The organism is Pseudomonas simiae (assembly GCF_000934565.1).
GTDB lineage: Bacteria > Pseudomonadota > Gammaproteobacteria > Pseudomonadales > Pseudomonadaceae > Aquipseudomonas > Aquipseudomonas simiae.
Genome location: NZ_CP010896.1, coordinates 5,204,694 through 5,229,850, shown reverse-complemented (window position 1 = coordinate 5,229,850; position 25,157 = coordinate 5,204,694). Strand labels below are relative to the sequence as shown.

The window sequence follows — 25,157 nt, the reverse complement described above, 5'->3', positions numbered from 1 at the left end:
GTTTGAAATGACTTCTGTGTTGTCCTCCACCCGGTTGCCTTGCGGCAACCGGGTTCTTGATTTGGCCCATACGCATGTCATGGGCATTCTTAATGTAACTCCCGACTCCTTTTCCGATGGCGGCCGATTCAGCCAGCTCGATGCTGCATTGCGTCATGCTGAAGCAATGGTTGCGGCAGGGGCGACCCTGATTGATGTCGGGGGCGAATCGACCCGTCCTGGCGCTCGCGTGGTATCTCCCTTGGAAGAGCTGGAGAGGGTTGCGCCGATTGTCGAGCGTATTGCGCGTGAGCTGGATGTGATCATCTCGGTTGATACGTCGACGCCGGCCGTGATGCGCGAAACTGCGCGCCTTGGGGCGGGGTTGATCAACGATGTGCGCTCCCTTCAGCGTGACGGGGCCCTTGATGCCGCTGCGGCAACCGGGTTGCCGGTGTGCTTGATGCATATGCTGGGAGAGCCCGGCAATATGCAGGACAACCCTCACTACGACGATCTTGTTGGTGAAGTGAGTGGTTTTCTTGCTGAGCGAGTCGCTCAATGCGCTGTCGCGGGAATTGCCGCAGAAAAGATCATCCTTGATCCCGGTTTCGGCTTCGCCAAGACCCTGCAGCATAATCTAAGCCTGTTCAAGCATATGGAATCCCTGCATGCCTTGGGTCGCCCTCTGTTGGTCGGCGTTTCACGCAAGAGCATGATTGGCCTGGCCCTGAATCGACCGGTGGGGGAGCGCTTGTACGGTGGTCTTGCGCTGGCGGCGCTTGCAGTGACCAAGGGCGCGCGAATATTACGTGTGCATGATGTTGCCGAGACGGTGGATGTAGTGCGTATGATTGCCGCGGTAGAATCAGCCGAATAAGAATGATGGAGCACTTATGACTAAAAAATACTTTGGTACCGACGGCATCCGTGGTCGGGTCGGCGAATTTCCGATCACTCCTGATTTCATGCTTAAGCTGGGTTGGGCAGCTGGTATGGCGTTCCGCAGCATGGGCGCGTGCCGCATCCTGGTGGGTAAGGACACTCGCATCTCGGGCTACATGTTTGAGTCTGCGCTCGAGGCGGGTCTATCCGCTGCAGGTGCTGATGTCCTGTTGCTGGGCCCAATGCCGACGCCGGCGATCGCTTACCTGACGCGTACCTTCCACGCTGAGGCCGGTATTGTGATCAGTGCCTCGCACAACCCGCATGATGACAACGGCATCAAATTTTTCTCGGGCCAGGGCACCAAGCTGCCGGACGAGATCGAGTTGATGATCGAAGAGTTGCTGGATGCACCGATGACGGTGGTTGAGTCCAGCAAGCTGGGCAAGGTGTCGCGTATCAATGACGCCTCAGGGCGATATATCGAGTTCTGCAAAAGCAGTGTGCCAAGCAGCACCAGTTTTGCCGGCCTGAAGCTTGTTGTCGACTGCGCTCATGGGGCGACCTATAAGGTGGCGCCAAGCGTGTTCAAGGAGCTGGGTGCGCAGGTAACTGTTTTGTCGGCTCAACCTGATGGCTTGAACATCAACGAAAACTGCGGCTCAACCCATATGGAGCAATTGCAGGCCGCTGTCTTGGCTGAGCATGCTGATCTGGGTATTGCTTTCGATGGCGATGGCGATCGGGTGCTTATGGTCGATCATACCGGCGCAATCGTTGATGGTGATGAGCTGCTGTTCATCATCGCTCGTGACTTGCATGAGCGTGACAGGCTGCAAGGTGGTGTTGTCGGGACCTTGATGAGCAACCTGGGGTTGGAGCTGGCCCTTTCGGATCTGGGCATTCCTTTTGTTCGCGCAAATGTAGGTGACCGTTACGTCATCGCTGAGCTGCTGGAGCGCAACTGGCTGATCGGTGGTGAGAACTCCGGGCATGTGGTTTGCTTCCAGCACACGACTACCGGCGATGCGATCATTGCAGCGCTTCAGGTATTGATGGCTCTGCGGGCTCGCGGGGAAAGCTTGGCCCAATCGCGTCAGGCGTTGCGTAAGTGTCCTCAAGTTCTGCTCAACGTGCGCTTCTCCGGCGGCGAAAACCCGATTGAGCACCCTGCTGTCAAAGAGGCGTGCGAGCGCGTGACCCTTGCTATGGCTGGGCGTGGCCGCGTGTTGTTGCGCAAGTCCGGCACAGAGCCTCTGGTGCGTGTCATGGTCGAAGGTGACGATGAAACACAGGTTCGCGCACACGCTGAAGACCTGGCAAAACTGGTAACTGAAGTTTGCGCCTGAATTCGGCTTGCCAGTCGTGATGTGGTTGGGTAACATCTGCGCCCACTTTGACCGACGAGGTACAGCATGCGTCGCACTATGGTAGCTGGTAACTGGAAGATGCACGGTACCCGCGCCAGTGTCGCTGAGCTGATCAATGGCCTTCGTCACTTGGCCTTGCCGAGCGGTGTTGATGTCGCGGTGTTCCCACCTTGCTTGCATATCAACCAAGTGGTTGATGGCTTGAAAGGCAAGTCGATCCAGGTCGGCGCGCAGAACTCTGCGGTGGAGCCGATGCAAGGTGCGTTGACGGGTGAGATTTCACCGAGTCAGTTGGTCGATGCGGGTTGTTCCTATGTGCTTGTCGGGCACTCCGAGCGCCGTCAGATGATGGGCGAGCGTGATGGGACACTCAATCGCAAGTTCGCAGCGGCACAGGCTTGTGGCTTGATTCCGGTGTTGTGCATAGGGGAGACCCTGGAGCAGCGCGAATCGGGCAAGACTCTTGAAGTTGTCTCGCGTCAGCTGGGCAGCATCATCGAGGAGCTGGGTGTTGGTGCGTTTGCAAAGGCAGTGATTGCTTACGAGCCGGTCTGGGCCATTGGCACCGGGCTGACTGCTACACCGCAACAGGCGCAGGATGTGCACGCAGCCATCCGCGCGCAGTTGGCGGCAGAGAATTCTGAAGTCGCACAAGGTGTGCGTCTTCTATACGGCGGCAGCGTGAAGGCGGCCAATGCGGTCGAACTGTTCGGCATGCCGGATATCGATGGGGGGCTCATTGGTGGAGCTTCCCTGAATGCAGATGAGTTCGGTGCGATCTGTCGCGCCGCGGGAAACTGAGAAAATGCTGGAAACAGTCGTAGTCGTTTTTCATCTGTTGGCTGCCCTGGGCGTAGTTGCCCTGGTTTTGTTGCAACAGGGTAAAGGTGCGGATGCTGGTGCGTCTTTCGGTGCAGGTGCTTCAAATACTGTGTTCGGAAGCCAAGGTTCCTCTACCTTTCTTAGTAAGTTTACTGCTATACTTGCCGCCGGTTTCTTCATAACCAGCTTGGGGTTAGGTTACTTTGCTAAAGAGAAAGCTCATGTGCTGACTCAAGTAGGTCTCCCAAACCCAGCAGTGTTGGAAGTACCAAAAGCAAAACCGGCTTCTGATGATGTCCCGGTGCTTCAAGAGCAAAAGTCGGCTACTCCAGCGACTGACGTACCTCCAGCTCAAGAGCAGAAGTAAGAAGGGTTGTAAACGCTGTATTGCCGAGGTGGTGGAATTGGTAGACACGCAACCTTGAGGTGGTTGTGCCCATAGGGTGTAGGGGTTCGAGTCCCCTTCTCGGTACCAATTATCAGGAGAGCCCGCTGTTGCGGGCTTTCTTGTAGGTGGAAGGTTACATTGACCCTGTAAGGGATCGGTCGTATACTTCCGCCCCAGCTTTGTCGCGGGGTGGAGCAGTCTGGTAGCTCGTCGGGCTCATAACCCGAAGGTCGTCGGTTCAAATCCGGCCCCCGCAACCAGTTTTAGCGGAGCCCCTTTTAAGGGGCTTTTTGTTAGCTGGACACTTTCAACGCCGCTGTTCGACGGCGTTTCAAGGATGGGCGTTTCGCCCATTTTTTTATTTTGCACAGCATGCACATACATGCACGAGGGGGTTCAGGTGTCGAGCAAGCTAGAAGAGTTGCAGGCCTTGTTGGCCCCGGTGGTCGTGGCCCTAGGCTATGAATGCTGGGGTATTGAGTTTTCGGCTCAAGGTCGCCACTCAATGTTGCGCGTTTATATCGATAAAGAGGGCGGCGTGCTGGTGGACGATTGTGCCATTGTCAGCCGTCAGATCAGCGGTGTCCTGGATGTTGAAGATCCAATCTCCGTTGAATACACCCTCGAAGTTTCCTCGCCAGGCATGGAACGCCCACTGTTCACTATTGATCAGTTTGCAAAATTTGCCGGTGAACAAGTGAAGATCAAGCTGCGGTCTCCCTTTGAAGGGCGACGCAACTTTCAGGGCCTTCTGCGCGGTGTAGAAGAACAGGATGTCGTGGTGCAGGTAGAAGACCATGAATTCCTGTTGCCGATCGATATGATCGACAAGGCCAACATTATTCCCAGTTTTGACTGAGACGCGGATCCCGCGGATCCAATGGCTTGCGAAAGGCGAGGCGTACGATGAGCAAAGAAGTACTGCTGGTTGTTGAGTCGGTATCCAATGAAAAGGGCGTACCGGCAAACGTGATTTTTGAAGCGTTGGAGCTGGCCCTGGCCACTGCTACCAAAAAGCGTTTTGAAGACGAAGTTGATCTGCGTGTGGAAATCAACCGCCACACCGGTGCCTATGAGACTTTCCGTCGCTGGACGGTCGTCGAAGAAGCCGATCTTGATGATCCGGCGATCGAAACCTGGCCAAGCAAGGTTGCGCAAACGCATCCTGGCGCCAAGGTCGGTGATGTCGTCGAAGAAAAGATCGAATCGATCGAATTCGGCCGTATTGCTGCACAGACCGCCAAGCAGGTCATTGTGCAGAAGGTTCGCGAAGCCGAGCGCGCTCAAGTCGTTGACGCTTATCGCGAGCGCCTGGGTGAAATCATCTCCGGCACCGTGAAAAAAGTCACCCGCGACAACGTGATCGTCGACCTGGGCAACAACGCCGAAGCGTTGCTGGCCCGCGAAGACATCATTTCTCGCGAAACCTTCCGTGTCGGCGTGCGCCTGCGTGCGCTGCTCAAGGAAATCCGCACCGAGAACCGCGGCCCTCAGTTGATCCTGTCGCGTACCGCGCCGGAAATGCTGATCGAGCTGTTCCGTATCGAAGTGCCGGAAATCGCCGAAGGCCTGATCGAAGTTATGGCTGCGTCCCGCGACCCGGGTTCGCGCGCCAAGATCGCGGTCCGTTCCAAGGACAAACGCATCGACCCGCAAGGTGCTTGCATTGGTATGCGCGGTTCGCGCGTCCAGGCAGTGTCGGGCGAGTTGGGCGGTGAGCGTGTGGACATCGTCCTGTGGGACGATAACCCGGCGCAGTTCGTGATCAACGCCATGTCGCCGGCTGAAGTGGCGGCAATTATCGTTGACGAGGATGCCCATGCAATGGACATCGCCGTTGGCGCAGACAATCTGGCTCAGGCCATTGGTCGTGGTGGTCAGAACGTGCGTCTGGCCAGCCAACTGACCGGTTGGACCCTGAACGTGATGACCGAATCGGACATCCAGGCTAAGCAGCAAGCTGAAACCGGTGACATCCTGCGCAACTTTATCGAAGAGCTGGAAGTCGATGAAGACCTGGCGCAGGTGCTGGTAGATGAAGGCTTCACCAGCCTGGAAGAGATTGCCTACGTACCGTTGGAAGAAATGCTCAACATCGACGGCTTTGACGAAGACACCGTCAACGAGCTTCGCGCTCGGGCCAAGGATCGTTTGTTGACTAAAGCCATCGCTACTGAGGAAAAGCTGGCAGACGCCCATCCGGCCGAAGACCTGCTCTCGCTTGAGGGTATGGACAAGGATTTGGCGATGGAACTGGCGGTGCGCGGCGTAATTACCCGCGAAGACCTGGCCGAGCAGTCTATTGACGATCTGCTCGACATCGACGGCATTGACGATGATCGTGCCGGCAAGTTGATCATGGCCGCCCGAGCCCATTGGTTCGAGTAACTAGGCGCGGCCTGAGGAGAGAAGTGCATGACGCAAGTCACGGTGAAACAACTGGCCGATGAGGTCAAAACACCGGTAGAGCGCCTGTTGCAGCAGATGCGTGAGGCAGGTCTGCCGCACACCGCCGCCGACGAAGGTGTGAGCGACAGTGAGAAGCAGTCTTTGCTGACTCACTTGAAGAGCAGCCACAAGGCGAAAGTGGAAGAACCGCGCAAGATTACATTGCAGCGCAAAACCACCAGCACCCTGCGTGTTGCTGGTAGCAAGAGCATCAGCGTTGAAGTACGCAAGAAGAAAGTCTTCGTACAGCGCAGCCCGGAAGAAATCGAAGCCGAGCGCAAACGCGAACTGGAAGAACGTCGCGCAGTAGAAAACGCTGCTCGTCAGAAGGCTGAAGAAGAAGCCAAGCGTCGCGCCGAAGAAGAAGCGCGTCGCCAGCCTGCTGCTGCGCAACCTGCTGGTACTGAAGCGGTCGCCGCACCTGCTGCGCCTGTTGAAGCTGTGCGTGAGGCCGCTCCGGTTGCCGCCGCACCTGCTCCTGCAGCAGACGCTCGCAAGCGCGACGAACCTCGTCGTCCGGACAAACCACGTGCCGACGATAACAATCGTCGTGGTGGTGGCGGCGATGGCGAGCGTAAAAACGCTCCACATCGTGCCTCGGTCAAAGAGAAAGCGCCTGCTCCACGCGTTGCTCCACGTACTACCGACGAAGAAAGCGATGGCTTCCGTCGTGGTGGTCGCGGCAAGGCCAAGCTGAAAAAACGCAACGCCCACGGTTTCCAGAGCCCAACCGGCCCTGTCGTGCGTGAAGTGAAGATCGGCGAGACCATCACTGTTGGCGATCTCGCCCAACAGATGTCGGTCAAGGCAGCTGAAATCATCAAGTTCATGTTCAAGCTGGGTACGCCAGCCACCATCAACCAGGTACTGGATCAGGAAACTGCCCAGTTGGTTGCTGAAGAGCTGGGCCACAAAGTGACCCTGGTCAGCGACACCGCCCTGGAAGATTCCCTGGCCGAGTCCCTGAAGTTTGAAGGTGAAGCCGTTTCCCGTGCACCGGTTGTGACCGTAATGGGCCACGTTGACCACGGTAAGACTTCCCTGCTCGACTACATCCGTCGTGCCAAGGTAGCTGCGGGCGAAGCCGGCGGTATCACCCAGCACATCGGTGCGTACCACGTTGAAACTGACCGTGGCATGGTGACGTTCCTCGACACCCCTGGTCACGCCGCGTTTACCGCGATGCGTGCCCGTGGTGCCAAGGCGACCGACATCGTGATCCTGGTGGTTGCAGCCGATGATGGCGTGATGCCACAAACCATCGAAGCCGTTCAGCATGCCAAGGCAGCTGGCGTTCCGCTGGTTGTTGCGGTGAACAAAATCGACAAGCCGGGCGCCGATCTTGATCGCATCCGTAGCGAACTGTCGGTTCACGGCGTGACCTCCGAAGAGTGGGGTGGTGACACTCCATTCGTACCGGTCTCCGCGAAGATGGGTACCGGCGTTGACGAACTGCTCGAAGCCGTTCTGTTGCAAGCCGAGGTTCTGGAACTGACCGCTACTCCATCGGCTCCTGGCCGTGGCGTTGTGGTTGAGTCCCGTCTCGACAAGGGCCGTGGCCCGGTTGCGACCGTGCTGGTTCAAGACGGTACCCTGCGCCAAGGCGACATGGTGCTGGTCGGTTCGAACTACGGCCGTGTACGTGCCATGCTCGACGAGAACGGCAAGCCAATCAAGGAAGCAGGTCCAGCTATTCCGGTCGAGATCCTCGGCCTGGACGGTACCCCGGACGCTGGCGACGAGATGAGCGTAGTGGCCGACGAGAAGAAAGCCCGTGAAGTGGCTCTGTTCCGTCAAGGCAAGTTCCGCGAAGTCAAACTGGCCCGTGCTCACGCCGGCAAGCTGGAAAACATCTTCGAGAACATGGGCCAGGAAGAGAAGAAGACGCTTAACATCGTCCTCAAATCTGACGTACGTGGTTCCCTCGAAGCGTTGAACGGCGCCTTGAACGGCCTGGGTAACGACGAAGTGCAAGTGCGCGTTGTCGGTGGCGGTGTGGGTGGTATCACCGAATCCGACGCCAACCTGGCACTGGCTTCCAACGCTGTACTGTTCGGCTTCAATGTGCGTGCCGATGCTGGCGCTCGCAAGATCGTCGAGCAGGAAGGCCTGGACATGCGTTACTACAACGTCATCTACGACATCATCGAAGACGTCAAGAAAGCCCTCACCGGCATGCTTGGCAGCGACGTCCGGGAGAACATCCTGGGTATTGCCGAAGTCCGTGACGTGTTCCGCTCGCCGAAGTTCGGCGCGATCGCCGGTTGCATGGTGGTTGAAGGTGTTGTGCACCGTAACCGTCCAATCCGTGTACTGCGTGAAGACATCGTTATTTTCGAAGGCGAGCTGGAATCCCTGCGCCGCTTCAAGGATGACGCTTCCGAAGTACGTGCCGGCATGGAATGCGGTATCGGCGTCAAGAGCTACAACGACGTCAAGGTTGGCGACAAGATCGAAGTCTTCGAGAAGGTTCAGGTTGCTCGCAGCCTCTAACTCGCGCACTTCCGGAGCCACGCCGCGTGTGGGCATGCAAATGCCTCGCGCAGCGTACGGACTCTAAACGCAACGCCCGGTCTGGCTTTTGTCAGGCCGGGCGTTTGCCGCTTTCAGACCCCACGGGTTTCACCGTGTGGCAGTAACAGGTAACAAGACATGGCAAAAGAATACAGCCGTACCCAGCGAATCGGCGATCAGATGCAGCGCGAGCTGGCCCAACTGATCCGTCGCGAAGTCAAAGACCCGCGCGTTGGCCTGGTCACCATCACCGCCGTAGAAGTGAGCCGTGACGTGGGTCACGCCAAGATCTTCATCACCGTGATGGGGCAGGATAGCAGCGAAGAAATCGCACAAAGCATCAAGGTGCTCAACTCCGCTGCAGGTTTCCTGCGCATGCAGTTGGCCCGTGAAATGAAGCTGCGCAGTGTTCCGCAGTTGCACTTCCATTACGACGAAAGCGTCGTGCGGGGTGCGCATCTGTCGGCATTGATCGAGCGCGCCGTGGCCGAAGACAGCCAGCACCCGTCCACACCTGAAGACGCCAAGGAGTAAGCGGTGGCTCAGGTCAAACGTATCCGTCGCAACGTCAGCGGCATCATTCTGCTCGACAAGCCTATTGGCTTTACCTCCAATGCCGCGTTGCAGAAGGTCCGCTGGTTGCTCAACGCCGAAAAGGCCGGGCACACCGGCAGCCTCGATCCCCTGGCCACCGGCGTACTGCCGTTGTGCTTTGGCGAGGCCACCAAGTTTTCGCAGTACCTGCTCGATTCCGACAAGGGTTACGAAACCCTGATGCAACTGGGCAAGACCACCACCACGGCCGACGCCGAAGGTGATGTTCTGCAGGTTCGCGACGTGACCGTTGGTCGTGCTGATATTGAAGCTGTTTTACCCGGTTTTCGTGGGGAAATCAGTCAGATACCGCCGATGTACTCGGCTCTCAAGCGTGATGGCCAGCCTCTCTACAAGCTGGCACGTGCGGGCGAAGTAGTGGAGCGCGAACCGCGTTCTGTTACTATTGCGCGCTTGGAATTACTCGCCTGTGAAGGCGACACCGCCCGGTTGGCCGTGGACTGCAGCAAAGGCACCTATATTCGTACCCTGGTGGAAGATATCGGTGAAAAGCTCGGTTGCGGCGCGTACGTTGCAGAACTGCGACGCACCCAGGCCGGTCCTTTCAGCCTGGCCCAGACGGTCACGCTGGAAGAGTTGGAAGCGGTACATGCCGAAGGCGGCAACGAAGCGGTTGATCGCTTCCTGATGCCATCGGACAGCGGTTTGCTCGATTGGCCGTTGCTGCACTTCTCGGAGCATAGCGCGTTCTACTGGCTCAACGGCCAGCCGGTACGTGCCCCGGATGCCCCGAAGTTCGGCATGGTACGTGTACAGGATCATAACGGTCGCTTTATCGGTATCGGTGAAGTGAGCGAAGACGGGCGTATAGCGCCACGTCGACTGATTCGGTCAGAATGACCGAACGAGTGTGGCTGTTAACAGGCACGGTCAACACTCATTTTTAGATACAGGGATTTGTCCCTGGCCTGTTGAAACTGCCCTTTGGGTGGTTTCCTGAAAAAAGGATTGCCTCATGGCTCTCGACGTTCAAGAAAAAGCACAAATCGTTGCTGACTATCAGCAAGCTGTTGGTGACACTGGTTCGCCAGAAGTGCAAGTTGCACTGCTGACCCACAACATCAACAAGCTGCAAGGTCACTTCAAGGCCAACGGTAAAGATCACCACTCCCGTCGTGGTCTGATCCGCATGGTAAACCAGCGCCGTAAGCTGCTGGACTACCTGAAAGGCAAGGATCTGGGTCGTTATCAGACTCTGATCGGTCGCCTGGGTCTGCGTCGCTAATAAGCGATTGCGCTAGAGGTTGGTTGTCTGCCGTGTGTCAGTGGGATTCCCGCTGGCCCATGGTAGGCTCCCAGCCTCAAGTTTTATCTGGATACACGTTTTACCCTGGACCAGGTTCGGGCCGATCCCCGACATTGCCCAAGAATTTCGCAAGAAGACAAGTTCCCCCAAGAGCCACAAAGAAGGTAGGACACCGTGAACCCGGTTATCAAAAAATTCCAGTTCGGTCAGTCGACCGTTACCCTCGAGACAGGCCGTATCGCCCGTCAAGCCTCCGGCGCAGTGCTGGTTACCGTTGACGACGACGTTACCGTTCTGGTGACCGTTGTTGGCGCCAAGACCGCTGACCCGAGCAAAGGCTTCTTCCCTCTTTCCGTTCACTACCAGGAAAAGACTTACGCTGCCGGTAAGATCCCTGGCGGTTTCTTCAAGCGCGAAGGCCGTCCTTCCGAGAAAGAAACCCTGACTTCCCGACTGATCGACCGTCCGATCCGTCCGCTGTTCCCAGAAGGCTTCATGAACGAAGTGCAGGTTGTCTGCACCGTCGTTTCCACCAGCAAAAAGACCGATCCGGACATCGCTGCGATGATCGGTACTTCGGCTGCCCTGGCGATCTCCGGCATTCCTTTCGATGGTCCGATCGGCGCAGCCCGCGTTGCTTTCCACGAAAGCACCGGCTACCTGCTGAACCCGACTTACGAGCAACAGAAAGCTTCGAGCCTGGACATGGTCGTCGCCGGTACCTCGGAAGCCGTGTTGATGGTTGAATCGGAAGCCAAAGAGCTGACCGAAGACCAGATGTTGGGTGCCGTACTGTTCGCGCACGACGAGTTCCAGGCCGTTATCAAGGCCGTCACCGAGCTGGCCGCAGAAGCTGCCAAGCCAACCTGGACCTGGGCTCCACAAGCCGAAGCCACCGAGCTGCTGGGCGCTATCCGCTCCGAGTTCGGCGCTGCCATCTCCGACGCCTACACCATCACCGTCAAGGCCGACCGTTACGCTCGTCTGGGCGAGCTGAAGGATCAGGTTGTTGCCAAGCTGTCCGGTGAAGAAGGCCAGCCTTCCGCCAGCGACGTTAAAGCGGCTTTCGGTGAAATCGAATACCGTACCGTTCGCGAAAACATCGTTAACGGCAAGCCACGTATCGACGGTCGTGACACCCGCACCGTACGTCCGCTGAACATCGAAGTTGGCGTTCTGCCAAAGACTCACGGTTCGGCGCTGTTCACCCGTGGTGAGACTCAGGCTCTGGTCGTCGCGACCCTGGGCACCGCCCGTGACGCACAATTGCTGGACACCCTGGAAGGCGAGAAAAAAGACCCGTTCATGCTGCACTACAACTTCCCACCGTTCTCGGTAGGTGAGTGTGGTCGCATGGGGGGCGCTGGTCGTCGCGAAATCGGTCACGGCCGTCTGGCCCGTCGTTCGATCGCGGCCATGCTGCCTGCCGCTGACGTGTTCCCGTACACCATCCGTGTGGTCTCGGAAATCACCGAATCCAACGGTTCCAGCTCCATGGCGTCCGTTTGCGGTGCTTCCCTGGCGCTGATGGATGCTGGTGTGCCGATGAAGGCACCGGTTGCCGGTATCGCCATGGGCCTGGTTAAAGAAGGCGAGAAGTTCGCCATCCTGACCGACATCCTGGGTGACGAAGACCACCTGGGCGACATGGACTTCAAAGTAGCCGGTACCGCCAAAGGTGTGACCGCGCTGCAGATGGACATCAAGATCAAGGGCATCACCGAAGAGATCATGGAAATCGCCCTGGGCCAAGCCCTGGAAGCGCGCCTGAACATCCTCGGCCAGATGAACCAGATCATTGGTCAGTCGCGTACCGAGCTGTCGGAAAATGCTCCGACCATGATCGCGATGAAAATCGACACCGACAAAATCCGTGATGTCATCGGTAAAGGCGGCGCGACTATCCGTGCGATCTGCGAAGAGACCAAGGCTTCGATCGACATCGAAGACGATGGCTCGATCAAGATCTTCGGCGAAACCAAGGAAGCGGCTGAAGCAGCACGTCAGCGCGTACTGGGCATCACCGCAGAAGCCGAGATCGGCAAGATCTACGTGGGTAAGGTTGAACGCATCGTCGACTTCGGTGCATTCGTCAACATCCTGCCGGGCAAGGACGGTCTGGTTCACATCTCCATGCTGAGCGACGCTCGCGTTGAGAAAGTGACCGACATCCTGAAAGAAGGCCAGGAAGTGGAAGTGCTGGTGCTGGACGTGGATAACCGCGGCCGTATCAAGCTGTCCATCAAGGACGTAGCAGCAGCCAAGGCTTCGGGCGTTTAATCGCCCCAAGCGTTCAGCTGAAAAAGAGGACTCTTCGGAGTCCTTTTTTTATGCCTGGGGGAAAATGTCGGGAAATCAGCCGCTTAGCAAAATCCAAAAGCCGCAACTTGCATGCAGAGGCGGGGGCTTTCATGCAAGATGCACGATTCCGAAAATTAGCTGTTTTCTTAACCCATTGTTTTATAAGGATTTAATTGCCGTTCACGACTTGGCACACTGCCTGCAATATCCCTGTTAACGCTGCAGCATCAAGGTTTACGCACTGCAGATTTTTAATAAAACAGGAGTTACTCGTATGAAGAAGTTCGCTCTCGCTACTGCTACCGCTCTGACCCTGGCCATGGGTGCTAACGTTGCCTTTGCTCAGACTTCCCAAGCGCCAATGACCCTTGCAGCTGGTGAAGCTACCAAGGCCAAGGAAGCTACTTCTGACACTTGGATCACCACCAAAGTTAAAGCCGACCTGTTGACCGAAAAAGGCATTCCAGGTTCTGACATTAAGGTTGAAACCAACAAAGGCGTGGTTTCCCTCTCTTCGGATGTAGCTATCTCGGACGCGCAAAAAGAGACTGCCGTAGCTATCACCAAGAAAATCAAAGGTGTAACTGCCGTATCGGCTGATGGCCTGCTGGCTGGCGGCGCGACCAAGGCTGACAACGTCGACAAAACCAAAAGCGCAGCTGCAGGTGCCAAAGAGTCCACTTCGGACACTTGGATCACCACCAAAGTAAAAGCTGACCTGGTTACTGAGAAAGGCATTCCTGGTACCGATATCAAAGTCGAAACCAACAAAGGCGTAGTGTCCCTGTCTTCGACCGCTCCGGTCACTGAAGCTCAGAAAACTACCGCGGTGAACATCACCAAGAAAATCAAAGGCGTTAAAGCTGTATCGGCCGATGGCCTGAAAGCAGAGTAACGCACCCGTTTCGTCTGGACTGGACGGCGGCGGCTTAGGGTGAGTTAGATATCCACCTGATGCACCTCTGGAGTTCATGCGACCGACCACACGGATGTGGTCATTACAGGCCCCGGCACTTGTGTTGGGGCCTGTTCTATTGTGGGTCGGATACATTTTGTAGGTTTATGAAGATCAAATGTGGGAGCGGGCTTGCTCGCGAATACAGCGTTTCAGTCGACAATATTGTGACTGACACTCCGTATTCGCGAGCAAGCCCGCTCTCACTTTCAGATGTGTATGGGGGCCGGTTTACTCGGCATCCAGATGCATCGGTGTCACCACCCGCCCATCCTTCTCTGCCTGCCCCAGGTTGGCATCGATGAAGTACACCCGGTCATCCTCCAACTGTCCTTTATCCACCAGGTAGTCCTTGATGGTGCTGGCACGGTCCTGGCCGAGTTGGCGCAGCAGCACGTCACTGCTACTCCAGAACTTGATCACGCCGTCACGAAGCTTCGTGCTACGGTCATCGCTGCTCAGGTCTTTCCATTCGGCCGGTGGTTGTTGTTTCAGGCGAGTGCGGTAGATGCCTTCCAGCAATGGCGCTTTTTCCTTCTCGGGGACGACAAGCAACGATGCCTGGGCCGGCACCTTGTCTCCACGCCGCTGAAGAATCTTGTAGTAGTTGTACTGGTATTCACGCTCCAGTCGTTGGGCCGCCAGGATTGGTCCATCGCTGCTGGCCGCCGCTGTGCCTTCGATCTCCAGGCGCAGGGTAGGGCGTTCTTTCAGTGCTTTGGCCAACGTGTTCAGGGCGCCTTCAGCATCCTTGTTCAGTTCGCTGGAGCCAGCGGCGAACGATACGTTGCCAAGGTCTTCCGAGCCGCCGCCCGTCACCAGGCCACCAATAAACTTGAACGGCGCCGTCGCTGCACGCACCACCAGGTTGCGCAGGGTCTGCCAGACAATTGGCATCACGCTGAACTGCGGGTTATTCAGGTCACCCGTCACCGGCAGTTCGATCGAGATTTTGCCGTCAGTGTCCTTGAGCAACGCGATTGCCAGGCGAATCGGCAAGTCCACGGCATCGGCGCTGTCGACTTTTTCACCCAGTTGCAATTGTTCGACCACCACTTTGTTCTCGGCCTTCAGTTGGCCTTTGGTGATCACGTAGTGCAGGTCGAGGTTCAGTCGACCCTTGCGGATACGGAAACCGGCGAACTTGCCGGAGTAGGGCGTCAAGGTGGTCAGCTCTACGCGTTTAAAGCTTGTTGCGATATCCAGCGACGCCATCGGGTCGAATGGGTTCACACTGCCCTTGATGGTCACCGGCGCATAACGGTCAACCTTGCCTTTGATATCGACGCTGGCCGGTTTGGCCTGGCGACTGTCGATGGTGCCGATCTGCCCGTTGAGCTGTTGAATCGCCGTCGCGAAGTTAGGCGTAAGGCTGAAGTCGGCAAAGTTGGCCGAACCGTCGTTGATCGCGATCTGGCCGATACGAATGCCCAACGGTTTTTCCTTGCTGGCGGGCTTGGGTGTTTTGTCAGCAGGTTGTGGAATCAACAGGTCATCAACGTTGGTGGTGCGGTCATCGTTGATCATGAAACGTGCATAGGGCTGCAGCAGGTTGACCTTGTCGATCGACAGGCTGTCGCCGTGCTGATAGTTCACGCCTTCGAGCACCAGGCGTTGCCATTTGAGGAAGTCGCGGGTCTTGAGGGTATCCAGGGTGTGCAACTGGTCAACCTGTGCCCGGCCCGTAACCTGGAGCTTCAAGGGATCAGTGCTTTTCAGGTTCACATCGAGATTGCTGCCGAGCATGCCGCTACGCAGTTCCAGGCGGATGAACGGGCTGATATAGGACTGGGCGACCCGCAGGTCGATGTCCTGGGTATTCACTTTCAACTTGGCGCTGACCGGGTTGAGGTTGACCTCGCCGGTCGCCTGAACCTTGCCCTGCTTGCCCAGGCCCGTGTCGACTTTCAACGTGAATGGGCTCTGGTTGAGGCTATCGAAGTTCTGCACATCGACGTTCAGCGGGCCGACTTCCAACGCGACCGCCGGCTTGGCCTGACGGTCAGCCAGGTGCACCTGATAGTTGCGCAGTTGCACGTCCTTGAGCAGCACTTGCCAGGGCTTGCCTGGCGCGACGGGTTCAGCTTTTGGCGAGTCGGCGGTGGCAGGTGCATTTTGGGGCTCGGACGCCGAGTCCGGTTTGCTGGGTTGGCTGGCGAACAGTTTCTGCCAGTCCAATTGCCCATCCGCTTCGAGCGCGGCCCAGGTTTCCAGTTTGTTGCTGCGGATCTTGCCAACGATAACTTGCTGTTTGGCGAGGTCTACCGTCGTTTCGCTGATGTCCAGGCGCTCCAGGCGCACCAAGGGGCGGCCGTCAGGCGCCTTGATGGCAAACGGCGCGATGCTGGCGGCGGTGTTGGTGAGGTTCAGTTCGGTCTCTTTGGCCAGGCTGAACTTGTACGCGGTGCTGAAGTTGAGCACGCCGTCTTCCAGTACCAAGGGCAGTGCGTCGCGTACGTAGGGCCACCAGGCTTTCATCTTGCCATCGGTGACTTTCAATGTGCCCTCGGAAGTCATCGGCACCAGGCTGAAATTACCTTTCCAGTCGATCTGCCCGCCTTCAGGCCCGGCTGCCACCAACGTCATATCGGCGTTGTCTTCAGGCAGGGTACTGAGGTTCTTCAGCTCGAAGTCGAGCTTGTCGTAGAGGAATTCGATGGGCTCGCTGGGGCGCAAGTCTTCAAAATGCACATAGCCGCCGGCCAGCTTGATGCTGTCTATGCGCAGCGGAAACGGCTTGGCATTCGGATCGGTCGGGGTCGGCTCGCTGGGCGGCAATTTGAACAACTGCGCGAGGTTCAATTGGCCGGACTTGTCGAAGAGCAGCTCGGTCTTGGGTTTGTCCAGTTGTATATCTGCCAGGTGCAGGGCGCGGGTCCAGAGGCTGTCGATCTGCAGGTTGGCGTAGAGGCGTTCGAATCCCAGCTGTTCCTTGCCTGGGTCACCGATTTTCAACCCCCATGCTGTCACTTCCAGGCTGAACGGATTGAGCTCGATCCGCTCGATCCGCGCCGGCACCGTGGCGTAATTGGCCAGTTGCTGGTTGGCAATGCGCAGCGCGACACCAGGGAGAATCAGGAAGCCCAGCAAGCTGTACAGGGCGAGTGCGGTCAACAAGGCGCCAGCGGCGCGAATCAATCCTTTGGGCATGGGGCGGCGCCATCTATGTCAATCAGGAGTGCCTTGGAGTATGGCACGGGTTTTCGGTTCCGAAGAACGGGTCCTTTGGGAAACGTCTTACAGCTGCAGTATCAAGGTTTTCAGCGGTGGCTGTTGATCCTGCGAGGGAAAGTCCGCACCTGGCGTCATGACTTTCCAGTCACGCACGGGACGTCCGGCCTTTTCTGCGCAACGCAACACGTGTTCACGCCAGTCTTCCATGCTGACTTTTGCCAAGTTGTTGCAGCAGATCAGCACACCGTTATCAGCTGTTGCCAGCAGCGCGGGCTTGAGCAGGCTCTGGTAGTCGCGCAGCAGGTCGACGGTGCCGAACGCGCTCTTGGCCCAGGCTGGCGGATCGAGCAGCACCAGATCGTATTGACGTTGCTCCAGGCGCGGATAACTGGGCAGCTTTTGCCCGCGGCGCTGGGTGATCGGCAGGCCGGCCAGTTGGCGAATTGCCGGGAAGTAGTCGGACTGTACGAATTCCATGGTCGGCAACTGCGGGTTCAGCAAGCCGTTTTCACGACCGACCGCCAGGTTGCCCTCGGCAAAGTCCAGGTTGCACACCTCACGCGCACCCCCGGCGGCCGCGCTCAGGCCTACGCCGCAGGTATAGGCGAACAGGTTCAGCACACTTTTGCCGGCACTGTGGGCCTTGACCCAGCCACGGGTGTTACGCAAATCAAGGAACAGCAGTGGGTCTTGCCCGGCATGGCGCCCGCGCACGCGGTAATTGAGGCCCCACTCGTGGCCTACCAGGTCTTCCAGTGCAGCGGGCTCGGCACGATAAACCGTGTCGTCGCGGTCAATGCGCGAGTTGCCACGGGAACGGTCGTTGTAGACCAGCAACAACTCCAGGCCCAAGCACTGGTTGACCTGTTGATGCAGGTCCAGCAGTTCTGCGGTTTCCAGGGGGTGGTGGAAGCTCTGGACCAGTAATTGCGGGCCGTAGCGGTCGACGGTCAGGCCGCCGGCGCCTTCCTGGCTGCCATGGAACAGGCGGTAGCAGTCGCTGCCTTGGGCGTGCAGCTCATTGATCAGGTCTTGGCGATGATCGAGGGCGGCGCGCAGCGCCTGATGCAGAGGAGACATGGAGCGCGCCTTGCTGGGGAAATGAGGGCGCGAAGTTTAACAGCTATGCGCCGTCGCCTACATCAACCCCATCCGCCGATGGGCCCGTTGCACTGAACCGTTGCGCATCGCCCAGCGCAGCATCGGGGCACTGCGCCTGACCCCGGCACGGATCATCTGGCGTTGCAGTGGGTGCTGGTGCTGGTCGAGCATGGTGCTGGCCCAATCCGGCAGCAGATCGATCCCGGCCTGCATCATCAGGCTGCCAAAGGGTTTGGCCAGCAGGCTGGGGGAGGGTGCATTCAAAAGCAACCGCAGCACTTCTCGGCTGCGCTCGTCGCACAGTAATTGCGGGCGGATACGTGCCAGATAATCCGAAACTTCCTGCCGAGAGCGCGGAACATGCCGCGCGCCCAACTGTTCGGCAACCAGGGCAATTTCACTGTAGTAACGGTCCTGGTCCCGACCTGAAAGACGCGGGTTGCGATAGCGCAGGTGAGCAGCGAGAAAATTACTGACCTCCGCCACATGCACCCAGGTCAGCAATTCCGGGTCGCTGGCCGCATAAGGCCGACCATCCGGAGCATGGCCGACCACCTGTAGGTGAATGGTGCGGACTTTTTCGATCAGCCATTCAGCGTCTTTGCGCGAACCAAAAGTCGTACCCGAGATGAATTGCGAGGTACGCCGCAAGCGCCCGAGCATGTCCTGACGAAAGTTCGAGTGGTCCCACACGCCCGCCAGGGCCAATGGATGCAAGGCTTGCAGCATCAAGGCGCTGATGCCGCCGATGAGCATGCTGCTGAAGTCGCCATGGACCTGCCAACTCACCGAATCAGGCCCGAACAGGCCGGGGTCGCCCTTGGGGTTTTCCAGGTCCAGTTGGCCCAGCGACAGGCCGGTCAGGCTCATCAACTGGGTTTCGATGCGGCTGCGGATAAATTCCATGGCGACTCAGGTTTTCCTATCGGTTCAAGCGTTTGTCGATCAAGCCCTCTACGACACTCGGATCGGCGAGGGTCGAGGTATCACCCAGGCTGTCGAGTTCGTTGCAGGCGATCTTGCGCAAAATCCTGCGCATGATCTTGCCGGAGCGGGTTTTCGGCAAGGCCGGGGCCCATTGGATCAGTTCCGGCTTGGCAAAGCTGCCGATTTCCTTACTGACCAACTCCAGCAGGTGCCTTTTCAACGCATCGTCGGGTTCCACCCCATTCATGGGGGTCACAAAGGCATAGATGCCCTGGCCTTTGACGTCATGGGGGTAGCCCACCACAGCGGCCTCTGCCACCAGGTCATGCAGCACCAGGGCGCTTTCCACTTCGGCGGTGCCGATACGGTGGCCGGACACGTTGATCACATCGTCGATGCGCCCGGTGATCCAGTAGTCGCCGTCTTCATCACGCCGTGCGCCGTCACCGGTGAAGTAGTAGCCGGGGTAGGGCTTGAAATAGGTGTCGATCATGCGCTGAGGGTCACCATACACACTGCGGATCTGCCCTGGCCAGCTCGCTTTGATCGCCAGCACGCCACTGCCGGCGCCGCTGAATTCTTTACCCTGTTCGTCCAGCAATACGGGCTGTACGCCAAACATTGGCTGAGTCGCGCAGCCGGGCTTGATACGCTGCGCGCTGACCAAGGGGCTGAGCATGATGCCGCCGGTCTCGGTCTGCCACCAGGTATCCACAATCGGGCAGCGCTGTTCGCCGACGGCGTTGAAGTACCAGTCCCAGGCTTCCGGGTTGATCGGTTCGCCGACGCTGCCCAATAGGCGCAGGCTGGCGCGGGACGTGCTTTCCAACGGCGCGTGGCCTTCACGCATCAACGCCCGCAAGGCGGTGGGCGCGGTGTAGAAAATATTGACCTTGTGCTTGTCGATCACCTGCCAGAAGCGTGAGCTGTCCGGGTAGCTCGGTACGCCTTCGAACATCAGTGAGGTTGCGCCATTGGCCAGCGGGCCGTACACGATGTAACTGTGGCCGGTGACCCAGCCCACGTCGGCGGTGCACCAGAACACTTCGCCATCGCGGTAGTCGAGCACGTATTTGAAGGTCATCGCGGCTTGCAGCAGGTAGCCGCCGGTGGTGTGCAGCACGCCTTTGGGTTTGCCGGTGCTGCCGGAGGTGTAGAGGATGAACAACGGGTCTTCGGCATCCATGGGCTCGGGCGGGCAGTTGTCGCTTGCCGCATCCAGGGCCTGTTGATACTTGAGGTCGCGGCCTTCGCTCCAGTTGACGGTCGCTCCGGTACGCTCCACCACCAGCACCGTGCTCACGTTCGGGCAACTGGCCAGGGCTTTGTCGACGTTCTGCTTAAGTGCCACCGGCTTGCCGCCGCGCACGCCTTCATCAGCGGTGATCACGGTGCGGCAGTCGGCGTCTTGAATACGGTCGCGCAGGGCGTCCGGCGAGAAGCCACCAAATACCACGGAATGCACCGCGCCAATCCGCGTACAGGCGAGCATGGCGTAGGCGGCTTCGGGGATCATCGGCATGTAGATGCACACCCGGTCGCCTTTCTTTACGCCACGGCTTTTCAGCACATTGGCCAGGCGGCTGACGTTCTGGTGCAGTTGGCGGTAGGTGATTTTGCAAGACTTTGCAGGATCATCGCCCTCCCAGATGAAGGCGGGCTGCTCGGCGCGTTGCGCCAGGTGGCGGTCGATGCAGTTGTAGCTGACGTTCAGTTGGCCGCCGGCAAACCAATGGGCGGCGCCGGTGTTGATGTCTGAGCGTTGAACGGTGTGCCACGGGGTTATCCAGTCGAGAAAGCCTTTGGCCTGTTCGGCCCAGAAGGTATCCGGCTGTTCGATGGATTGGCGATAGAGGCGCTTATAGTCCTCTTGACTGAGTTGCGCAGCCCGACGGACGGCATCGGCGGTGGGGAACGTGCTGATATCGAACATGAGCAATCCTTATTCTTGTTTTCGCGACAAGTCATAAAGATGCACCCTGCACGGTGAGGGTTCAAGGCCAACGTCCAAACGGATGTTGGCCTTGCGATACCTGGATCAGCCGCGGTGACGACCGCGGAAGTAGTTGATCAGGCCCTGGGTCGAAGCATCCTCGGCCGAGGTTTCTTCGGCGCCGGTCAGGCGGTTGTAGACGCCCTTGCCCAGCTCTTTACCCAGTTCCACACCCCATTGGTCGAACGCGTTGATACCCCAGATCACGCTCTGCACGAACACTTTGTGCTCATACATCGCGACCAGCGCACCCAAGCGACGCGGGCTGATGCGCTCAACCACAATGGTGTTGCTCGGGCGGTTGCCCGGAATCACCTTGTGCGGTGCCAGCTTCTGCACGTCTTCTTCCGGGATGCCCTTGTCACGCAGCTCGGCTTCGGCTTCGGCGCGGGTCTTGCCGAGCATCAATGCCTGGCTCTGGGACAGGCAGTTGGCGTAGAGCCACTGATGGTGGTCGGACACCGGGTTGAAGCTGACGATCGGCACGATGAAGTCGGCCGGGATCAGTTGGGTCCCCTGGTGCAGCAACTGGTGATAGGCGTGCTGACCGTTGCAACCCACGCCACCCCAGATCACTGGACCGGTATCGGTCCCCACTGGGGTGCCATCCTGGCGCACGCTCTTACCGTTGGATTCCATGTCCAGCTGTTGCAAGTGTTTGGTAATGTTACGCAGGTAGTGGTCGTACGGCAGGATCGCATGGCTCTGCGCGCCCCAGAAGTTGCCGTACCACACACCCAGCAGGCCCAGCAGCACCGGCATGTTGGCTTCGAAGGGGGCGTTCTGGAAATGCTGGTCCATGGTGTAGGCACCGGACAGCAGTTCCTTGAAGTTGGACATGCCGATCGCCAGGGCGATTGGCAAGCCGATGGCCGACCACAGCGAGTACCGTCCGCCAACCCAGTCCCACATCGGGAAGATGTTTTCTTCACGGATACCAAAGGCCACCGCCGCCGCGTTATTGCTCGATACGGCGATGAAGTGGCGGTACAGCTCGGCTTCCGAGCCACCCTGGGCCAGGTACCAGGCGCGAGCGGCCTGGGCGTTTTTCAGGGTTTCCAGGGTGTTGAAGGATTTCGACGAAACGATGAACAGCGTAGTCTCGGCGCGCAGCTTCATGGTCAGCTCATGGAACTCGCTGCCGTCAATGTTCGCCAGGTAATGGCAGCGCACGCCTTTGTGGGCGTAGGACAACAGCGCTTCGGAGACCAGCTCCGGACCGAGGAACGAGCCACCGATACCGATGTTCACCACGTCGGTTATCGGCTTCTCGGTGTAGCCACGCCACAGGCCGTCGTGGATGCGGCCGACCAGGTCAGTGATCTGGTTCAGCACCTTGTGCACGTCCGGCATGATGTTCACGCCGTTCACCGACAGCTTGTCGCCCACCGGGCGGCGCAGGGCGGTGTGCAGGGCCGGGCGGCCTTCGGAGGAGTTGACCGGCTCACCGGCATACAGCGAGTTGATCGCGTCTTTGAGGCCGACTTCTTCGGCGAGGCCCACGAGCAGGTCGCGGGTTTCGCTGGTGATCAGGTTTTTCGAGTAATCGAGGAAAAGTCCGCAGCTGCTCAGGGTGAACTGGGAAAAACGCTGTGGATCGGCATTGAACGCTTCGCGCATGCTGAAATCCTGCATGGCTTGGCGATGTTGATTGAGCGCTTGCCAGGCGGGCAGAGCGGTAACGTCATGAGGGGTGCGGTAGTACGCCATCGCTGCGGGTTTCCTTTTATTACGGGGACTGCCTTTAGGACACTTCTAAGCCCGGAACGTCCAGTCTTTCATCAAGCAATGGGTTCCGGACAGCGCTAACCATAGCGCCGGGCGATTACATTAAACCTAGCGTGTCGATATGTCTTGGCTTTGTCTGCGCTCAGGCCGGTACTTTTTTATACCGGCACTTTTTATTTACGCAACGAGGAGGGCAATTTGGAGCGAGTCAGTCGAGGGTCAGGTGCAGATTGTCGATGAGTCGGGTGGCGCCCAGATAAGCGGCTACCAGTATCACGATATCCCGGTCCTCGGCCGTGGCCGGGCGCAAATGCACGCCCTGGCGCACTTCGAGGTAGTCCAGGCGCAGCCCGGCGGCTTCGATCTGCTGGACCTGTTCGGCACGCAGCTTGGCAAAGTCGTGGTCACCGGCTTTGATCGCTGCACCGATCTGGCTGAGGCAGCGGTACAGCACCGGCGCAATGGCCCGTTGTTCGTCGGAGAGGTAGCCGTTGCGCGACGATAGCGCGAGACCGTCGTCGGCGCGTACGGTGGGCTCGCCAATGATTTGGATCGGCATGTTCAGGTCATGGACCATGGCGCGGATCACCGCCAGTTGCTGGTAATCCTTCTGGCCAAATACCGCCATGTCCGGCTGGACCATATTGAACAGCTTGCTGACCACCGTCGCCACGCCTTCGAAGTGCCCCGGACGGCTGGCGCCGCACAGGCCTTCAGACAGTTGCGGCACGCTGACACGGGTCTGGCCGGTCATGCCGCCGGGGTACATTTCCTCGACGGTGGGCGCGAACAACAGGTTGCAGCCGGCTTGCAGCAGCTTTTCCTGGTCGGCTGCCAGCGTGCGCGGATACTTGTCCAGGTCTTCGCCGGCGCCAAACTGCAACGGGTTGACGAAGATGCTGGCGACTACGAAATCCGCCTGCTGGGCGGCCTTGGTCACCAAAGTGGCATGGCCGCTGTGCAGGTTGCCCATGGTCGGCACAAAGCCAATGCGCTTGCCGGCATTGCGGGCGTGGGTCACAGCGGCCCGCAGTTCACGTACGGTTTTTACGGTGTTCATGCAGAAAATCCGTGTTCGGCGCCAGGGAAGGTCACCGCTTTGACTTCGGCGACGTAGGCACTCAGTGCGGCGTGAATGCTGTCCTGGCCGGCCATGAAGTTCTTCACGAACTTCGGCACACGGCCGCTGATCGACAGGCCGAGCATGTCGTGCAATACCAGCACCTGGCCATCGGTGGCCGAGCCTGCGCCAATGCCGATCACCGGTACCTTCACCGCCTGAGTAATTTCTGCCGCCAGCTCGCTCGGCACGCATTCGAGCAGGATCATTGCCGCGCCCGCCTGTTCCAGGGCGATGGCATCCGCGCGCATCTGCCGCGCCTGGGCCTCATTGCGGCCTTGTACCTTGTAGCCGCCGAGGATGTTCACCGACTGTGGCGTCAGGCCCATGTGCGCGCACACCGGCACGCCGCGTTCCGCCAGCAGGCGGATCGACTCGGCCAGCCACACTGCGCCTTCAACTTTGATCATGTGCGCACCGGCTTGCATCAGCTTGCCGGCATTCTGGAACGTCTGTTCGAGCGTCGCGTAACCCATGAACGGCAGGTCGGCGATGATGAAGGCACCATCGTTGCCGCGCTTGACGCTGGCAGTGTGGTACGCAAGTTCATCGGTGGTGACGGGCAGGGTGCTGTCATTCCCTTGAAGAACCATGCCCAGGGAGTCGCCCACCAGCAGCACTTCAACACCCGCCTGGCAACTGGCGTGGGCGAAGGTGGCGTCATAGCAGGTCAGCATGGTGATTTTTTCACCTTTGAGCTTGAGGCTCTGCAAGGTGGTCAGGGTAATGTCTGGCATGAAAAGGGTCCTCGTTCAGGCGCTTGGAAACAGCGAGTAACGCGCGTGAGTCTTCGTTTATACAGGCGCACCGTCTTGAGAGCAGTGCTTATAAGGCCTGGATTGCGCCCTTTAGCGCCGGGTTGGCGGCAGCGGGACGCCTATAGTCGTGAGGAGGGCACGGGAAGTCAATTGGATGTGTTACCGCATTGTTACGATGGCGGTGTTACCGCTGTTACTGACGCGATTCAGCAAGTGGGAAAGCGATTTTGAGTGCGCAGGTGATCGAAATGTGGGAGCTGGCATGCCTGCGATAGCATCACTTCGGTATGACTGAAAGACCGAAGTGCCTGTATCGCAGGCAAGCCAGCTCCCACATTGAGCGAGTCAGTCTTGGGGCAGGCGTTCCAGGCCGACAAACGGGCAGGCGGCCAGCAGTTCGCTGAGCGTCTGACCGTTGGGCAGTTGCAGCGCGACGGGCGCCAGTTCAGCCAGCGGATACAGCACAAACGCCCGCAGGTGCATTTGATAGTGCGGCACCTTGAGGCGCGGCTCGTCGATCAGGCGATCGCCAAACAACAGGATGTCCAGGTCGAGCGTGCGTGGGCCCCAGCGCTCAAGGCGTTCGCGGCCTTGGTCGTTCTCGATGGCTTGCAGCGCATCCAGCAACTCCAGGGGCGCAAGGTTGCTGTCCAAGGCAGCAACCGCATTGGTATAGCGCGGTTGGCCTGGGAGCAGGGAGTCACTTTGATAAAAGGCGGAGACGCCGGCGACGGTGGTGCCTGGCAATCGTGCCAGTGCTTCGACAGCGCTGCGCAATTGCTGAGCCGGGGCAGCCAGGTTGCTGCCCATGCCGATGTAGATGCGTTCCACGT

Annotated in this window: 20 protein-coding genes and 2 tRNA genes; 14 read left to right on the top strand and 8 right to left on the bottom strand. The window is 58.6% G+C overall.

Annotation, left to right across the window (positions count from 1 at the left end; all coding sequences use genetic code 11):
* Positions 1–7: 7 nt before the first annotated feature.
* The 14 genes from folP to PF1751_RS23705 all read left to right on the top strand — a co-directional run bounded on the left by folP (position 8) and on the right by PF1751_RS23705 (position 13,463).
* A complete protein-coding gene (folP, locus tag PF1751_RS23770) occupies positions 8–859 on the top strand; it encodes a dihydropteroate synthase (protein WP_044287898.1) in 852 nt (283 codons plus the stop codon).
* A 16-nt stretch (positions 860–875) separates the two neighbouring features.
* Entirely contained in the window at positions 876–2,213 is a 1,338-nt protein-coding gene (gene glmM / locus PF1751_RS23765) for a phosphoglucosamine mutase (RefSeq protein ID WP_010206601.1), read from the top strand.
* A gap of 66 nt (positions 2,214–2,279) precedes the next feature.
* On the top strand, positions 2,280–3,035 hold the full coding sequence (tpiA, locus tag PF1751_RS23760) for a triose-phosphate isomerase (RefSeq protein ID WP_003194193.1): 756 nt from the start codon (positions 2,280–2,282) through the stop codon (positions 3,033–3,035).
* Positions 3,036–3,039: 4 nt separating this feature from the next.
* Complete coding sequence (secG, locus tag PF1751_RS23755) at positions 3,040–3,423, top strand: preprotein translocase subunit SecG (protein ID WP_010206600.1); 384 nt, start codon at positions 3,040–3,042, stop codon at positions 3,421–3,423.
* Positions 3,424–3,445: 22 nt separating this feature from the next.
* Positions 3,446–3,531: transfer RNA gene (locus PF1751_RS23750), tRNA-Leu, on the top strand.
* A gap of 96 nt (positions 3,532–3,627) precedes the next feature.
* Positions 3,628–3,704, top strand: a tRNA-Met gene (locus PF1751_RS23745).
* 140 nt (positions 3,705–3,844) lie between these two features.
* Entirely contained in the window at positions 3,845–4,303 is a 459-nt protein-coding gene (gene rimP / locus PF1751_RS23740) for a ribosome maturation factor RimP (protein ID WP_003235029.1), read from the top strand.
* A gap of 47 nt (positions 4,304–4,350) precedes the next feature.
* A complete protein-coding gene (gene nusA / locus PF1751_RS23735) occupies positions 4,351–5,832 on the top strand; it encodes a transcription termination factor NusA (protein WP_010206599.1) in 1,482 nt (493 codons plus the stop codon).
* A 27-nt stretch (positions 5,833–5,859) separates the two neighbouring features.
* Positions 5,860–8,385: a translation initiation factor IF-2 gene (gene infB / locus PF1751_RS23730; protein WP_010206598.1), complete on the top strand. Its 2,526-nt coding sequence runs from the start codon at positions 5,860–5,862 to the stop codon at positions 8,383–8,385.
* 159 nt (positions 8,386–8,544) lie between these two features.
* Entirely contained in the window at positions 8,545–8,940 is a 396-nt protein-coding gene (gene rbfA, locus PF1751_RS23725; protein WP_016973761.1) for a 30S ribosome-binding factor RbfA, read from the top strand.
* A 3-nt stretch (positions 8,941–8,943) separates the two neighbouring features.
* A complete protein-coding gene (gene truB / locus PF1751_RS23720) occupies positions 8,944–9,861 on the top strand; it encodes a tRNA pseudouridine(55) synthase TruB (protein ID WP_010206595.1) in 918 nt (305 codons plus the stop codon).
* A 115-nt stretch (positions 9,862–9,976) separates the two neighbouring features.
* Positions 9,977–10,246, top strand: a complete 270-nt coding sequence (rpsO, locus tag PF1751_RS23715) for a 30S ribosomal protein S15 (protein WP_003177875.1) — start codon at positions 9,977–9,979, stop codon at positions 10,244–10,246.
* 195 nt (positions 10,247–10,441) lie between these two features.
* Positions 10,442–12,547 carry a polyribonucleotide nucleotidyltransferase gene (gene pnp / locus PF1751_RS23710; protein WP_010206593.1) on the top strand — a complete coding sequence of 702 codons (2,106 nt, stop codon included), beginning with the start codon at positions 10,442–10,444 and terminating at the stop codon, positions 12,545–12,547.
* A 295-nt stretch (positions 12,548–12,842) separates the two neighbouring features.
* Positions 12,843–13,463, top strand: coding sequence for a BON domain-containing protein (locus tag PF1751_RS23705; RefSeq protein ID WP_010206591.1), 621 nt, complete (start codon positions 12,843–12,845; stop codon positions 13,461–13,463).
* A 291-nt stretch (positions 13,464–13,754) separates the two neighbouring features.
* Here the strand turns inward: PF1751_RS23705 and PF1751_RS23700 are convergent, their stop codons facing one another.
* The 8 genes from PF1751_RS23700 to folK all read right to left on the bottom strand — a co-directional run bounded on the left by PF1751_RS23700 (position 13,755) and on the right by folK (position 25,155).
* Entirely contained in the window at positions 13,755–16,673 is a 2,919-nt protein-coding gene (locus PF1751_RS23700; RefSeq protein WP_044287893.1) for a DUF748 domain-containing protein, read from the bottom strand.
* A gap of 87 nt (positions 16,674–16,760) precedes the next feature.
* The gene (locus tag PF1751_RS23695) at positions 16,761–17,777 is read right to left on the bottom strand and encodes a class I SAM-dependent rRNA methyltransferase (RefSeq protein WP_010206587.1); all 1,017 of its coding nucleotides are present in this window, start codon (positions 17,775–17,777) and stop codon (positions 16,761–16,763) included.
* Positions 17,778–17,834: 57 nt separating this feature from the next.
* Positions 17,835–18,704, bottom strand: a complete 870-nt coding sequence (locus tag PF1751_RS23690; RefSeq protein ID WP_010206586.1) for an oxygenase MpaB family protein — start codon at positions 18,702–18,704, stop codon at positions 17,835–17,837.
* 16 nt (positions 18,705–18,720) lie between these two features.
* Positions 18,721–20,658 carry an acetate--CoA ligase gene (gene acs / locus PF1751_RS23685; protein ID WP_010206585.1) on the bottom strand — a complete coding sequence of 646 codons (1,938 nt, stop codon included), beginning with the start codon at positions 20,656–20,658 and terminating at the stop codon, positions 18,721–18,723.
* A gap of 105 nt (positions 20,659–20,763) precedes the next feature.
* Positions 20,764–22,428 carry a glucose-6-phosphate isomerase gene (gene pgi, locus PF1751_RS23680; protein WP_010206584.1) on the bottom strand — a complete coding sequence of 555 codons (1,665 nt, stop codon included), beginning with the start codon at positions 22,426–22,428 and terminating at the stop codon, positions 20,764–20,766.
* Positions 22,429–22,654: 226 nt separating this feature from the next.
* On the bottom strand, positions 22,655–23,506 hold the full coding sequence (gene panC / locus PF1751_RS23675; RefSeq protein ID WP_021492887.1) for a pantoate--beta-alanine ligase: 852 nt from the start codon (positions 23,504–23,506) through the stop codon (positions 22,655–22,657).
* On the bottom strand, positions 23,503–24,303 hold the full coding sequence (panB, locus tag PF1751_RS23670; RefSeq protein ID WP_010206582.1) for a 3-methyl-2-oxobutanoate hydroxymethyltransferase: 801 nt from the start codon (positions 24,301–24,303) through the stop codon (positions 23,503–23,505). The genes panC and panB overlap by 4 nt, the downstream gene beginning before the upstream one ends.
* A gap of 366 nt (positions 24,304–24,669) precedes the next feature.
* Positions 24,670–25,155, bottom strand: a complete 486-nt coding sequence (folK, locus tag PF1751_RS23665; protein ID WP_044287891.1) for a 2-amino-4-hydroxy-6-hydroxymethyldihydropteridine diphosphokinase — start codon at positions 25,153–25,155, stop codon at positions 24,670–24,672.
* Positions 25,156–25,157: the final 2 nt, after the last annotated feature.

What these genes read in the sequence shown, in the direction of transcription:
- folP (WP_044287898.1), top strand. Translation starts at nt 8, where the DNA reads ATGACTTCTGTGTTGTCCTCCACCCGGTTGCCTTGCGGCAACCGGGTT.
- glmM (WP_010206601.1), top strand. Translation starts at nt 876, where the DNA reads ATGACTAAAAAATACTTTGGTACCGACGGCATCCGTGGTCGGGTCGGC.
- tpiA (WP_003194193.1), top strand. Translation starts at nt 2,280, where the DNA reads ATGCGTCGCACTATGGTAGCTGGTAACTGGAAGATGCACGGTACCCGC.
- secG (WP_010206600.1), top strand. Translation starts at nt 3,040, where the DNA reads ATGCTGGAAACAGTCGTAGTCGTTTTTCATCTGTTGGCTGCCCTGGGC.
- nusA (WP_010206599.1), top strand. Translation starts at nt 4,351, where the DNA reads ATGAGCAAAGAAGTACTGCTGGTTGTTGAGTCGGTATCCAATGAAAAG.
- infB (WP_010206598.1), top strand. Translation starts at nt 5,860, where the DNA reads ATGACGCAAGTCACGGTGAAACAACTGGCCGATGAGGTCAAAACACCG.
- rbfA (WP_016973761.1), top strand. Translation starts at nt 8,545, where the DNA reads ATGGCAAAAGAATACAGCCGTACCCAGCGAATCGGCGATCAGATGCAG.
- rpsO (WP_003177875.1), top strand. Translation starts at nt 9,977, where the DNA reads ATGGCTCTCGACGTTCAAGAAAAAGCACAAATCGTTGCTGACTATCAG.
- PF1751_RS23705 (WP_010206591.1), top strand. Translation starts at nt 12,843, where the DNA reads ATGAAGAAGTTCGCTCTCGCTACTGCTACCGCTCTGACCCTGGCCATG.
- PF1751_RS23700 (WP_044287893.1), bottom strand. Translation starts at nt 16,673, where the DNA reads ATGCCCAAAGGATTGATTCGCGCCGCTGGCGCCTTGTTGACCGCACTC.
- PF1751_RS23695 (WP_010206587.1), bottom strand. Translation starts at nt 17,777, where the DNA reads ATGTCTCCTCTGCATCAGGCGCTGCGCGCCGCCCTCGATCATCGCCAA.
- PF1751_RS23690 (WP_010206586.1), bottom strand. Translation starts at nt 18,704, where the DNA reads ATGGAATTTATCCGCAGCCGCATCGAAACCCAGTTGATGAGCCTGACC.
- acs (WP_010206585.1), bottom strand. Translation starts at nt 20,658, where the DNA reads ATGTTCGATATCAGCACGTTCCCCACCGCCGATGCCGTCCGTCGGGCT.
- pgi (WP_010206584.1), bottom strand. Translation starts at nt 22,428, where the DNA reads ATGGCGTACTACCGCACCCCTCATGACGTTACCGCTCTGCCCGCCTGG.
- panC (WP_021492887.1), bottom strand. Translation starts at nt 23,506, where the DNA reads ATGAACACCGTAAAAACCGTACGTGAACTGCGGGCCGCTGTGACCCAC.
- panB (WP_010206582.1), bottom strand. Translation starts at nt 24,303, where the DNA reads ATGCCAGACATTACCCTGACCACCTTGCAGAGCCTCAAGCTCAAAGGT.